The sequence below is a fragment of the Amnibacterium kyonggiense genome (assembly GCF_004364555.1).
GTDB lineage: Bacteria > Actinomycetota > Actinomycetes > Actinomycetales > Microbacteriaceae > Amnibacterium > Amnibacterium kyonggiense.
Map to the genome: position 1 here is coordinate 573,673 of NZ_SOAM01000001.1, position 12,265 is coordinate 585,937.

The window sequence follows — 12,265 nt, forward strand, 5'->3', positions numbered from 1 at the left end:
CGGACGCGGCCCGCTCAGCGGCTGAAGATGCCGCGACCCGGGTCGGGGGAGGGGGAGGCCGTCGCGTCGGTCACGACGGCGGCGCCGCGGACGAGCGTGGTCAGGTCCTCGCCCGACACCGCCCGCGCCGGATGCGGCCCGGCCGCGACGAGTCGGGGCAGCCACTCGAGCAGCGCGGCGTCGTGCGTGCCGACGATGACGAGGTTCCCGAACCGGCGTCCCTTCATCGTCTGCGCCTCGGCGAGCACCGCCACGTGGGGCAGCACGGCGGCGACCGTCGCCATCTGCCCGCGGGCGAACGGCAGTCCGGCGCCGTCGGCGACGTTCACCGCCATCACCCCGCGGGGGCTGAGCAGGCGGGCGGCGAGTCGGTAGAACTCGACGGTCGTGACCGGCGCCGGGATGGTGGCCCCCGCGAAGACGTCGACCACGACGAGGTCGGACGCCCCCTGCAGCCCGGCCGGCAGCTTCGCCGCCAGCTCGCGCGCGTCGCCGTACCGGACGCGGATGGAGGCGCCCCGGGGGAGCGGGAGGCGCTCCCGGACGAAGTCGACGAGCGCGGGCTCGAGCTCGACCACCTGCTGGCGGGATCCGGGGCGCGTCCACGCGACGTACCGCGGGATCGTGAGGGCGCCGGCCCCGAAGTGGACCGCGGTGATCGGTTCGCCGGGGTCCCCGATCCGGTCGATCACGTGCCCGATGCGCTCGACGTACTCGAACGCGAGGTCGGTCGGATCCGTCAGGTTCACGCTCGACTGGGGCGTGCCGTCGACGACCAGCTCGGTGCGGGCCGGGTTCCAGCGGTCCGCCTCGAGCGTCGCCACCTGGCCGCCGGAGAGCAGCACCGAATCGGATCTCGCCACGCAGCGACCCTAGGACCCCGGCCCGGCCCGGGAGGTCGAGGAGCGCGCCGAGGTTATAGCGGACGGATCGGCGAGGGGTCAAGTAGCGCGCTGGACAAACGGCAGAAGAGGAGCTACCCTGAATCTTCGCGCTCATCGGTCGGCCATGCCCGCAAGCACCGCTACCGGAACCTCTCGCCCTCATATTGCGGTCGGCGGCTCGGCGTGCGGTCTGCCAGCAGACGGTACGCCATCGGGGGAGCGCTCGGCACGCGCCACACGTCCTCTTGCTCGACACGACAGGAATCGGGACCGCACCCGGAATGCGCGGTCTCGCCGAAAGGTCACATCTCCTTGGTTTCCGCGCCTGACGCCACCACTCCCATCAACGGTCGAGGGGCGTCCCGCCTCTCGTTCGCCAAGATCACCGACACGCTGACGGTCCCCGACCTGCTGGCCCTCCAGACGGAGAGCTTCGACTGGCTCGTGGGCTCCGAGGCGTGGCGCACCCGCGTCGAGGAGGCGCAGGCCGCCGGTCGCACCGACCTGCCCGCCCAGAGCGGCCTCGAGGAGATCTTCGAGGAGATCTCCCCGATCGAGGACCTCTCCGAGACGATGCAGCTCTCCTTCACGAACCCGTTCCTGGAGGAGAAGAAGTACACGCTCGAGGAGTGCAAGGAGCGCGGCAAGACCTACGCCGCCCCGCTGTACGTCGAGGCCGAGTTCATGAACCACCTCACGGGTGAGATCAAGACGCAAACGGTCTTCATGGGCGACTTCCCGCTCATGACCGACAAGGGCACGTTCATCATCAACGGCACCGAGCGCGTCGTCGTGTCGCAGCTCGTCCGCTCGCCCGGCGTCTACTTCGAGCGCCAGCAGGAGAAGACCTCCGACAAGGACGTCTACTCGGCCCGCATCATCCCGAGCCGCGGCGCCTGGCTCGAGTTCGAGATCGACAAGCGCGACCAGGTCGGCGTCCGCATCGACCGCAAGCGCAAGCAGTCCGTCACGGTCTTCCTCAAGGCCCTCGGCCTCACGAGCGAGGAGATCCTCGAGCACTTCAACGGGTTCGCGTCCATCGAGCTGACGCTCGAGAAGGACAACATCCTGACGAAGGAGGAGGCGCTCAAGGACATCTACCGCAAGCTGCGTCCGGGCGAGCAGGTCGCCGCGGAGGCCGCGCGGGCGCTCCTCGACAACTTCTACTTCAACAGCAAGCGCTACGACCTCGCGAAGGTCGGCCGCTACAAGATCAACCGGAAGCTCGGCATCGACGCGCCGCTGACGGACAGCGTGCTGACCGTCGACGACATCATCGCGACGATCAAGTACCTGGTCGCCCTCCACGACACGGCGGCCCCGGCCGTCAAGCAGGTCGGCGAGAAGATCTGGGCGCTCGAGGGCAACCGCGACGGCAACGCCGTCGACGTGCGCCTCGACGTGGACGACATCGACCACTTCGGCAACCGCCGCATCCGCGCGGTCGGCGAGCTCATCCAGAACCAGGTCCGCACCGGTCTCTCCCGCATGGAGCGCGTCGTCCGCGAGCGCATGACCACGCAGGACATCGAGGCGATCACGCCGCAGACCCTGATCAACGTCCGTCCCGTCGTGGCGGCGATCAAGGAGTTCTTCGGCACGTCGCAGCTGTCGCAGTTCATGGACCAGAACAACCCGCTCGCCGGTCTGACGCACAAGCGTCGCCTGTCCGCGCTGGGCCCCGGTGGTCTGTCCCGCGAGCGCGCCGGCGTCGAGGTCCGCGACGTGCACCCGAGCCACTACGGCCGCATGTGCCCGATCGAGACCCCGGAAGGCCCGAACATCGGCCTGATCGGCTCGCTCGCGTCCTTCGCGCGCATCAACTCCTTCGGGTTCATCGAGACCCCGTACCGCCGGGTGGAGAACGGCGTCGTCACCGACGACATCCACTACCTGACGGCGTCCGAGGAGGACGAGTACCTCGTCGCCCAGGCGAACGCGCCGCTGAACGCGGACATGTCCTTCGCCGAGGACCAGGTCCTCGTCCGCCCCAAGGGCGGCGAGGTGGAGCTCGTCGCGAAGGGCCGCGTCGACTACATGGACGTCTCCCCGCGCCAGATGGTGTCGGTCGCGACCTCCCTGATCCCGTTCCTCGAGCACGACGACGCGAACCGCGCCCTCATGGGTGCGAACATGCAGCGCCAGGCCGTGCCGCTGCTGCGCTCCGAGAGCCCGGTCGTCGGCACCGGCATGGAGGGCTACGCGGCCATCGACGCCGGTGACGTGGTCACCGCGAACGGTGCGGGCGTCGTGGCCGAGGTCGCCGCGGACTACGTGACGGTCCAGCTCGACGAGGGCGGCACCGAGACGTACTACCTGCGCAAGTTCGACCGCTCGAACCAGGGCACGTCGTACAACCACCGCGTGGTCGTCGACGCCGGCCAGCGGATCGAGGTCGGCCAGGTGCTGGCGGACGGTCCCGCGACGGAGAACGGCGAGCTCGCGCTCGGCAAGAACCTGCTCGTGGCGTTCATGCCGTGGGAGGGCCACAACTACGAGGACGCGATCATCCTCAGCCAGAACCTGGTGAAGGACGACGTCCTCTCCTCGATCCACATCGAGGAGTACGAGGTCGACGCCCGCGACACCAAGCTCGGCAAGGAGGAGATCACCCGCGACCTCCCGAACGTGGCGCCGGACCTGCTGGCGGACCTCGACGAGCGCGGCATCATCCGCATCGGCGCCGAGGTCAGCCCCGGCGACATCCTCGTCGGCAAGGTCACGCCGAAGGGCGAGACCGAGCTGTCGGCCGAGGAGCGCCTGCTCCGCGCGATCTTCAACGAGAAGAGCCGCGAGGTCCGCGACACCTCCCTGAAGGTGCCGCACGGCGAGCAGGGCACGGTCATCGCGGTCAAGGAGTTCTCCGCGGAGAACGACGACGAGCTCGGTTCCGGCGTGAACCAGCGCGTGATCGTGTACATCGCCCAGAAGCGCAAGATCACCGAGGGCGACAAGCTCGCCGGCCGTCACGGCAACAAGGGCGTCATCTCGAAGATCCTGCCGGTGGAGGACATGCCGTTCCTCGCCGACGGCACCCCGGTCGACGTTGTCCTGAACCCGCTCGGCGTCCCCGGCCGCATGAACTTCGGCCAGGTGCTCGAGATCCACCTCGGGTGGATCGCGCAGCAGGGCTGGAAGGTCGAGGGCACCCCGGAGTGGGCGCACCGCCTGCCGGAGGCCGCGTTCTCCGCGCCCGCCGGCTCCAAGCTGGCGACGCCGGTGTTCGACGGCGCTGCGGAGGAGGAGATCGCCGGTCTGCTCGACTCGACGACGCTGAACCGCGACGGCGAGCGGCTGATCGACTCGACGGGCAAGACGCGCCTGTTCGACGGCCGCTCCGGTGAGCCGTTCCCGGACCCGGTGAGCGTCGGCTACATGTACATCCTGAAGCTGCACCACCTGGTGGACGACAAGATCCACGCCCGGTCGACCGGCCCGTACTCGATGATCACGCAGCAGCCGCTGGGTGGGAAGGCGCAGTTCGGCGGCCAGCGCTTCGGCGAGATGGAGGTGTGGGCCCTCGAGGCCTACGGCGCGGCGTACGCGCTGCAGGAGCTCCTGACGATCAAGTCCGACGACATCCTCGGCCGCGTGAAGGTCTACGAGGCGATCGTCAAGGGCGAGAACATCCAGGAGCCCGGCATCCCCGAGTCGTTCAAGGTGCTCATCAAGGAGATGCAGTCGCTCTGCCTGAACGTCGAGGTCCTCTCGGCGGACGGCCAGATCGTCAGCCTCAAGGACACCGACGAAGAGGTGTTCCGCGCGGCGGAGGAGCTCGGCATCAACATCTCCGCCCGGTTCGAGTCGTCGTCCATCGACGACATCTGATCCGGCCCCCACAGACGCACAGACACAAGAGTCAGTAGGAAAGAGAACTAGTGCTCGACGTCACCACCTTCGATGAGCTCCGTATCGGCCTGGCCACCGGCGACGACATCCGTCGCTGGTCCTACGGCGAGGTCAAGAAGCCGGAGACCATCAACTACCGCACCCTGAAGCCGGAGAAGGACGGTCTGTTCGGTGAGCAGATCTTCGGCCCCTCCCGCGACTGGGAGTGCTCCTGCGGCAAGTACAAGCGCGTCCGGTTCAAGGGCATCGTGTGCGAGCGCTGCGGCGTGGAGGTCACCAAGTCCTCCGTCCGCCGCGAGCGCATGGGCCACATCGAACTCGCCGCGCCGGTCACGCACATCTGGTACTTCAAGGGCGTGCCGAGCCGTCTCGGCTACCTGCTCGACATGGCGCCGAAGGACCTCGAGAAGGTCATCTACTTCGCGGCGTACATGATCATCGAGGTGGACGAGGAGGGTCGTCACGACGACCTCCCCGACCTCGAGAACGAGCTGCGCCTCGAGCTGAAGGCCCTCACCGACCAGCGCGACGCCCGCATCAACGAGCGTCTCGCCCGGCTCGAGCAGGACCTCGCCGCGCTCGAGGAGGAGGGCGCCAAGTCCGACCAGAAGCGCCGCACCCGCGACGTGGGCGAGAAGGAGATGTCGCAGATCCGACGCTCCTTCGACGACCAGGTCGCCACGCTGGAGCGCGTCTGGGACGACTTCCGCAACCTGAAGGTCGGCGACCTCAAGCCCGAGGACGCGATCTACAACGAGCTGATGGACCGCTACGGCACCTACTTCGAGGCGTACATGGGCGCCGAGGCGATCAAGCGCCGCCTCGAGGCCTTCGACCTCCAGGCCGAGAGCGACCTGCTCCACGAGCAGATCCGCGACGGCAAGGGCGCGAAGAAGATCCGAGCGATCAAGCGCCTCCGCGTCGTCAGCTCCTTCCTCGCCACCGGCAACTCGCCGGCCGCGATGGTGCTCGACGTGGTGCCGGTGATCCCGCCGGAGCTGCGCCCGATGGTCCAGCTGGACGGCGGCCGCTTCGCGACCTCCGACCTGAACGACCTGTACCGCCGTGTGATCAACCGCAACAACCGCCTCCGCCGCCTGCTCGACCTGGGCGCGCCGGAGATCATCGTGAACAACGAGAAGCGGATGCTGCAGGAGGCGGTCGACGCGCTCTTCGACAACGGCCGCCGCGGCCGCCCGGTCACGGGCACCGGCAACCGGGCGCTGAAGAGCCTGTCCGACATGCTGAAGGGCAAGCAGGGCCGGTTCCGCCAGAACCTGCTCGGCAAGCGCGTCGACTACTCGGGCCGTTCGGTCATCGTCGTCGGCCCGCAGCTGAAGCTGCACCAGTGCGGTCTGCCGAAGCAGATGGCGCTGGAGCTCTTCAAGCCGTTCGTGATCAAGCGCCTCATCGACCTGAGCCACGCGCAGAACATCAAGGCCGCCAAGCGCATGGTCGAGCGTTCGCGTCCGCAGGTGTGGGACGTGCTCGAGGAGATCATCCGCGAGCGCCCCGTCCTGCTGAACCGCGCGCCGACACTGCACCGCCTCGGCATCCAGGCGTTCGAGCCGCAGCTCGTCGAGGGCAAGGCGATCCAGCTGCACCCGCTCGTCTGCGCCGCGTTCAACGCGGACTTCGACGGCGACCAGATGGCCGTGCACCTGCCGCTGTCCGTCGAGGCCCAGGCCGAGGCGCGCATCCTGATGCTCGCGTCGAACAACATCCTGAAGCCGTCCGACGGCCGCCCGGTGACCCTGCCCTCGCAGGACATGATCATCGGCCTGCACCACCTGACCACGATCAAGCCCGGTGCGACCGGCGAGGGCCGCGTGTTCTCCTCCGTGGCCGAGGCGATCATGGCGAAGGACGCGGGCACGCTCGACCTGAACGCGGTCGTCACGCTGCGCCTCACGGGCGTCGTGCCGCCGGCCGCGCAGACCCCCGAGGACTACGTGCCGGGCTCGCCCGTGCTCGTCAAGACCACGCTGGGCCGGGCGATCTTCAACGAGGCGCTGCCGACGGACTACCCGTTCGTCGAGGAGCTGGCCGACAAGGGCGAGATCTCCGTGATCGTCAACGACCTCGCGGAGCGGTACCCGAAGGTGGAGGTCGCGGCGACGCTCGACCGGATCAAGGACGCCGGCTTCTACTGGGCCACGCGGTCCGGCGTGACGGTGTCCCTCTCCGACGTGCTCACGCCGCCGTCGAAGGGCAGCATCCTCGAGGGTGCTGAGGCGAAGGCCGCGAAGGTCCAGTCCCAGTACGACACGGGTCTGATCACGGACGAGGAGCGCCGCCAGGAGCTCATCGAGCTGTGGAACAAGGCCACCAGCGAGGTCGCCACGGCCATGCAGGACAACATGCCGGTCGACAACAACATCAACCGCATGGTGTCCTCCGGTGCCCGAGGCAACTGGATGCAGGTCCGGCAGATCGCGGGCATGCGCGGTCTCGTGTCGAACCCGAAGGGCGAGATCATCCCCCGCCCGATCGTCCACTCGTACCGCGAGGGCCTGACCGTGGCCGAGTACTTCATCTCGACCCACGGTGCCCGCAAGGGCCTGGCCGACACGGCGCTCCGCACCGCGGACTCCGGCTACCTGACGCGTCGGCTCGTCGACGTCTCGCAGGACGTCATCATCCGTGAGGACGACTGCGGCACCTCGCGCGGCCTCGACCTCTCCACCAGCGAGAACGTCGAGAACGCGGTCTACGGCCGCACGCTGGCGACCGCGGTCGTCGACGCCAAGGGCGAGGTGCTCGCGGACGCCGGTGACGACGTCGGCGACGTGCTGATCGCGAAGCTCGTCGCGGCGGGTGTCGAGCACATCAAGGTGCGCTCGGTCCTCACCTGCGAGTCCGCGGTCGGCGTCTGCGCCGCCTGCTACGGCCGCTCGCTGGCCACCGGCAAGCTCGTGGACATCGGCGAGGCCGTCGGCATCATCGCGGCCCAGTCGATCGGCGAGCCCGGCACGCAGCTCACGATGCGCACGTTCCACACCGGTGGTGTGGCGTCCGCGGACGACATCACGCAGGGTCTGCCCCGCGTGCAGGAGCTGTTCGAGGCCCGCACCCCGAAGGGCGCGTCCCCGATCGCCGAAGCGGCCGGTGTCGTGACGATCGAGGACACCGACCGGCAGCGGAAGATCATCCTGACCCCGGACAACGGCGACGAGCCGTTCGCCTACCCGGTGCTGAAGCGCGCCACCCTCCTCGTCGAGGACGGGCAGCACGTCGAGCTCGGCACGCAGTTCCACGTCGGGTCCATCGACCCGAAGGAGGTCCTGCGGGTCAAGGGCGTCCGCGCGGTGCAGCTGCACCTCGTGGACGGCGTCCAGGGCGTCTACCGCAGCCAGGGCGTGCCGATCCACGACAAGCACATCGAGGTCATCGTGCGGCAGATGCTGCGCAAGGTCACCGTCGTCGACCACGGCGACACCGACCTGCTCCCCGGTGAGCTCGTGGACCGCTCGCGCTACCAGGACGTCAACCGCGCCGCGCTGGCGGAGGGTCGTAAGACCGCTTCCGCGCGGCAGGAGGTCATGGGCATTACGAAGGCGTCCCTCGCGACGGAGTCGTGGCTGTCCGCCGCCTCCTTCCAGGAGACGACCCGTGTGCTGACCCAGGCGGCGATGGACGGCAAGTCCGACTCGCTGCTCGGCCTCAAGGAGAACGTCATCATCGGCAAGCTGATCCCGGCCGGCACCGGTCTCGCGCGGTACCGCGACGTGACGGTGGAGCCGACGGAGGAGGCGAAGGCCGAGCGGTACCCGCTCCGGTCCTTCGGCGACGACTCGATGTTCAACGACGCCGATCTGTCGTTCGTCGACTTCGACTCGTTCTCGAGCGACGACTACAGCCCCGGCACCTACAACTGAGGTCGCTGCGCTGATCCGAGCGCGCTGACTGAAGCGGCCCGTCTCCCGAGAGGGAGACGGGCCGCTTCCGTTCTGTTCACCGATACGGAGATCCGGGACGCTCCGCGCCGCGGATCTCCGTATCGGTGAACAGAAAGACCCCTGGACGGGGGATGGAGGGGGAGCCCCGGTTTCCGTAGCGTTGGAGGACGCCGGTCACCCAGCCGGCTACCGCGCACCCTCGCGGTTCTGCCCCCTCTGCACCTGGACCCACGGTGACGACTCCTTCCCCCCTTCACGCGCGCCTGCTCGCGCTCGGAGCACGCTGATGCTCCGCCCGTACCGCCTCGAGCGCGAGCTCGACCGCGCCGTCTCGCAGTGGCTCGACTGGCTGCCCCGCTGGGACCCGGCGACCGCTCGCCGGCGCCTCTCGCCCTGCGTGACCTGCCCCGGCTGGGCCGTCGAGCTCGGCTTCGACGAGGTGCCGCACGGCGCCCTCCACGCGCTCACGACGTCGCTCGACGCCGTCGTGACCGAGCACGTGCGCCGGTCCGTGTCGCTGCAGCCGTTCCTCAGCGACGAGGCCATCGACGGCCTCCGCGACCAGCTGCGCCGGGAGGCGACCGCCTGGGTCGCTCGGCAGCACGCGCAGATCTCCCGCGCGCTCGACGCGTTCGTCGAGCCGAAGGTGCAGCACATGGCGGCGCTCCTGCTCGCCGACCTCGGCGGCGTCTAGCCCCATCGACCCGCGGGTCGGGCCAGGGAGGAGTGGCCCGTCGACGTCCGACCCGCGTTCCTCAGGAACGCAGAAGGCCCGATCCCTGGAACGGATCGGGCCTTCTGCGGTTCCGGTCAGGCCGCGGCGGTGACGAGCTCGGCCTGCAGCGGCCAGTCGTCCTCGAGGATCAGCTGCGTCGCGGTGCGCGCGACCGGGTTGACGACGATCGGCGCGAGCAGGTTCACGACGGGCGCCCCGTCGACGATGTTCGCGACCACGTAGACGTCGGCCTCGGCCGGCGTCGACAGCTGCAGTGCCGCCAGGTCCGCATCGTCGATGGACGGCAGGTACTCCGGCACGTAGAACGTCGGGTCGATGAGGAACAGCCGCAGGCCGGCGCCCGCGGTGTCGCGGAGCGTGTAGAGCCCGGGCGCGCCTTCGACAGCGGCGAGGTCGAAGTCGGTCAGCGGCGCGAAGCCGGGAGGCGGCGCCGTGAAGCTGAGGCGTCCGTCGCGAGCAGTGGGCAGTGCAGAGATCATGAAAGGAAACTCATCAGGGTCGGTTGGATCACTTGGGCGGTCACCTGGAGTGCCGTCTGGTAGGCGAGCTCCTGCGTCTTGAGGTCGAGCAGGGTCTTCGTCGTGTCCGCATCCTGCAGTCCGGACCGCTGGGTCTCCAGGGCCGTCGCCGTCGTGGCGTTCTGCGTCTTCGCGCTGGTCATCCGAGCGTAATTCGCTCCGAGGACCGCGTGCTGCGCAGAGAGGTTCGTGAGGGCGGTGTTCAGCAGGTCGATGCCCGCGGTGACCGCCTCCTTCGGGGTCCGACCCGTGACGGGGTCGGGGGTGTCCGTGTCGTAACCGGGGGAGCGCAGGGCGTCGATCACACCCTGGATCTGCTGGAACACCGAGGGCGACGCGGTGGTGCCCGCGCCGAAGGCCGCCGACCCGTCCGCGGAGACCGTGACGAGGTCGGTCGGTTCGCTGCCGATGCGGCGCTGCACCGATCCGGTGACCGTCGACGTGGTCGTCGTCCCGTTCGTCGTCGACGTGGTGGTCGTGCTGCCGGCGAACACGCCGGCGGCCGTGAACGCGGCCGCCGCGTCGGAGGTGCCCGCGAAGATCGACCGCCCGTTCACCTTCGTGTTCGCCGCGCTGAGCAGGTCGTCGCGGATCCCCTCGAGCTGCGTGGCGATCGCGTTGCGGGACGCCGGCGTGGCGGTGCCGCTGTTGCCGGCCTGGATGGCCAGGTCCTTCGCCTGACGCACGAGGTTCTCGGACGAGGTCATCGTCGAGTCCGCCGTGCTGAGCCACGTGAGGCCGTCGGCGATGTTCGTCGTGTACTGCGCGTTCGCGGACTGCTGGTTCAGCACCTTCAGGATCGACGCGGCCGCGACCGGGTCGTCGGAGGGCTTGGCGACGAGCAGGCCGGAGGACGACTGCGCCGTGAGCTGGGACAGGCGCGCCTTCGACGCCTGGATGTTCGCGGTCGAGCTCGACCAGATCTGCGAGGTCGTCACGCGGCCGATCGTCATCGGGCTCCCATGTTGATGAGCGTGTCGAGGATGTCGTTGATCGTGTTGATCACGCGCGCGGACGCCTGGTACGCGTGCTGGTACATCACGAGGTTCGACGTCTCCTCGTCGAGGTCGACGCCGCTGACGGAGGTCTGCGCGTCGGTGGCGGAGGTCGCGGCCGTGGTCGCAGTCGTCGCCCGCGCGGCCGCGGTGGCGGACTGCCCGCCGACCCGCGAGACGTAGGTGGCCCAGCCCGCGTTGGGGGAGTCGGCGGCGGCGCCGAGCTGCGCGATGCGGTCCGCGACGCTGTTGTCGAGGTTCCCCTTCGTCCCGTCGGCGGACGCGATGCCGGCGAGCGAGGTCGGCACGACCTTCAGGGTCAGCGCGGCCGGCGACGTGGCCGAGTAGGAGAAGAAGTCGAGACCGGTGGTGCCGGCGGAGGTCGTCCCCGTTTCGTGGACCGCGTTCACCTTGTCCGCGATGCTGCGCGCCGCGTCGTCGTACGCCTTCGCGGCCTCCGCGTACACGCCGCCCGTGCCGGAGCCGCCAGCGTCGGCGGGCTGCAGCGCGGCGATGCGACCGGCCAGCTCGCCGCCGTCGAGCGACACCGCCGATCCGGTCGGGGAGTCCCAGGCGAGCTTCACCGGGGTGCTCGCGACGGCGGAGAAGTCGCCGGCGCCGCTGAGCGCGACCTGCCGGGTCGTGCTGCCCGACACGAGGGTGTTCCCGCCGATGATCACGTCGATGGACCCGTCGGCGTTGCCGCGGGTGGACGCCCCCGTCAGCTTCGCGAGCTGCGTGACGGCCGCATCGCGCTGGTCGAGGAGGCCGTTCACGTTCCCGCCCGCGGCGGTGAGCGACCGGATCGAGGTGTTCAGGTCGGCGATCTTCGCCGCGGTCGCGTTGACCGTCGTGACGATCGAGGCGGCGGCCGCGCGCGCGTCCGTCCACGCCTCCGCAGCGGCGGTGTAGCCGGCCGAGATCGTGGATGCGACGAGGTTCCCCTGAGAGATCAGGTTAAGCGCCTGGGCTGGAGCGGTCGAGCCGCCGGTGTTGTTCGCCATCTGCTGCCAGCTCGACCAGAAGTCGCTCATCACCTGCGAGAGGCCGTTCTTGCCGGGCTCGTTCAGCGAGGTCTCGACGGCGCTCGCGGCGTTCGCGGACGCGTTCCAGTAGGCGGCGGAGGACGCGGTGCTATTGACGCGTGCGTCGACGACCGCGTCGTTCAGGCGGCTCACCCCGGTGACGACGACGCCGTCCCCGACGCTGCTCTGCGTGAAGTAGGTCGCGAGCACGCTCTGCGCCATCGGGCTCTGGTCGACGCGCTGCCGGGTGTAGCCCTCGGTGTTGGCGTTCGCGACGTTCTGGCCCGTGACCTCCAGCGCCTTCCGCGCGGCGACGAGGCCGGTGTACGCGGTGCTGAGCCCGCCGAAGCTGCTCATGC

Annotated in this window: 7 protein-coding genes; 3 read left to right on the forward strand and 4 right to left on the reverse strand. The window is 69.4% G+C overall.

Features of this window, described 5'->3' with window-relative positions; translation table 11 throughout:
* Positions 1–14: 14 nt before the first annotated feature.
* The gene (locus tag CLV52_RS03000; protein WP_133764712.1) at positions 15–863 is read right to left on the reverse strand and encodes a spermidine synthase; all 849 of its coding nucleotides are present in this window, start codon (positions 861–863) and stop codon (positions 15–17) included.
* Positions 864–1,196: 333 nt separating this feature from the next.
* Here CLV52_RS03000 and rpoB point away from each other — a divergent pair, with 333 nt between their 5' ends.
* From rpoB to CLV52_RS03015, 3 genes are all read left to right on the forward strand, one after another.
* The gene (gene rpoB, locus CLV52_RS03005) at positions 1,197–4,712 is read left to right on the forward strand and encodes a DNA-directed RNA polymerase subunit beta (protein WP_133764714.1); all 3,516 of its coding nucleotides are present in this window, start codon (positions 1,197–1,199) and stop codon (positions 4,710–4,712) included.
* A 50-nt stretch (positions 4,713–4,762) separates the two neighbouring features.
* A complete protein-coding gene (locus tag CLV52_RS03010; protein ID WP_133764716.1) occupies positions 4,763–8,611 on the forward strand; it encodes a DNA-directed RNA polymerase subunit beta' in 3,849 nt (1,282 codons plus the stop codon).
* 307 nt (positions 8,612–8,918) lie between these two features.
* Complete coding sequence (locus CLV52_RS03015; RefSeq protein WP_133764718.1) at positions 8,919–9,326, forward strand: hypothetical protein; 408 nt, start codon at positions 8,919–8,921, stop codon at positions 9,324–9,326.
* A gap of 116 nt (positions 9,327–9,442) precedes the next feature.
* Here the strand turns inward: CLV52_RS03015 and CLV52_RS03020 are convergent, their stop codons facing one another.
* Genes CLV52_RS03020 through flgK form a run of 3 tightly spaced genes read right to left on the reverse strand, consistent with a single transcriptional unit; the run spans position 9,443 to position 12,263 of the window.
* Positions 9,443–9,847 (reverse strand): flagellar assembly protein FliW, encoded by a 405-nt coding sequence (locus tag CLV52_RS03020; RefSeq protein WP_133764720.1) that lies wholly within the window; start codon positions 9,845–9,847, stop codon positions 9,443–9,445.
* Positions 9,844–10,824, reverse strand: a complete 981-nt coding sequence (gene flgL, locus CLV52_RS03025; RefSeq protein WP_162850691.1) for a flagellar hook-associated protein FlgL — start codon at positions 10,822–10,824, stop codon at positions 9,844–9,846. The genes CLV52_RS03020 and flgL overlap by 4 nt, the downstream gene beginning before the upstream one ends.
* 11 nt (positions 10,825–10,835) lie before the next feature.
* Positions 10,836–12,263 (reverse strand): flagellar hook-associated protein FlgK, encoded by a 1,428-nt coding sequence (gene flgK, locus CLV52_RS03030; protein ID WP_133764724.1) that lies wholly within the window; start codon positions 12,261–12,263, stop codon positions 10,836–10,838.
* Between the last annotated feature and the right edge of the window lie 2 nt (positions 12,264–12,265).

Excerpts from the sequence above, each read along its gene's own strand:
- CLV52_RS03015 (WP_133764718.1), top strand. The coding sequence starts at position 8,919 with ATGCTCCGCCCGTACCGCCTCGAGCGCGAGCTCGACCGCGCCGTCTCG.
- CLV52_RS03020 (WP_133764720.1), bottom strand. The coding sequence starts at position 9,847 with ATGATCTCTGCACTGCCCACTGCTCGCGACGGACGCCTCAGCTTCACG.
- flgK (WP_133764724.1), bottom strand. The coding sequence starts at position 12,263 with ATGAGCAGCTTCGGCGGGCTCAGCACCGCGTACACCGGCCTCGTCGCC.